General features: G+C 28.3%; 1 pseudogene. It reads left to right on the top strand.

The window, feature by feature from the left end:
• Positions 1 to 414 (top strand): annotated as a pseudogene (locus tag HMPREF0072_RS10365) (hypothetical protein); the annotation flags it as partial.
• Positions 415 to 509 lie beyond the last annotated feature (95 nt).

Below are 509 nucleotides of genomic sequence, written 5' to 3'. Positions count from 1 at the left end.
GAAAATTATAAAATGAATACCTATGTAGATAAGAGCCTAATTGACAGCTTTCAATACACCTATGATCCCTTAGATGCAAGTGATTTAAAAGAGCTAGTACAGATAAAGACTTCTATTGGATTTTGGGATTTTAGTGAGCTTGTATCAGTAAATGAAGAAAAACTGAGAGAAGTAATGGGACTTGAAATAGATGATGATGGCAACTTCTATGATCCATTATCTAAAGATATGGATTTAGATGGAATAATAGATAGAAATGATGCTGATTTTAGAGATAGTAAAGTGCAGGAAATAGGAGATTTTGAAAGGAAAGAAAAAACATCTATTATGGATAAATTAAAGGAATATAAGGAGAATTTAGTAGTAAATAATAATATAAAAGAAATAAATAATAGTGAGCCATGTGGCAGATAAAACTTTAAATGGGATTATTAGAGGAAAAAGAATATGGAATTTGATAGAGATAGATTTAATGAATTTATTCGAGAAAATTTTTCTTTTGATGGTGT

The sequence above is a fragment of the Anaerococcus lactolyticus ATCC 51172 genome (assembly GCF_000156575.1).
Taxonomy (GTDB): Bacteria; Bacillota; Clostridia; order Tissierellales; family Peptoniphilaceae; genus Anaerococcus; species Anaerococcus lactolyticus.
The sequence above is the reverse complement of the archived record's forward strand: the minus strand, read 5'-3'. Positions and strand labels throughout refer to the sequence as shown.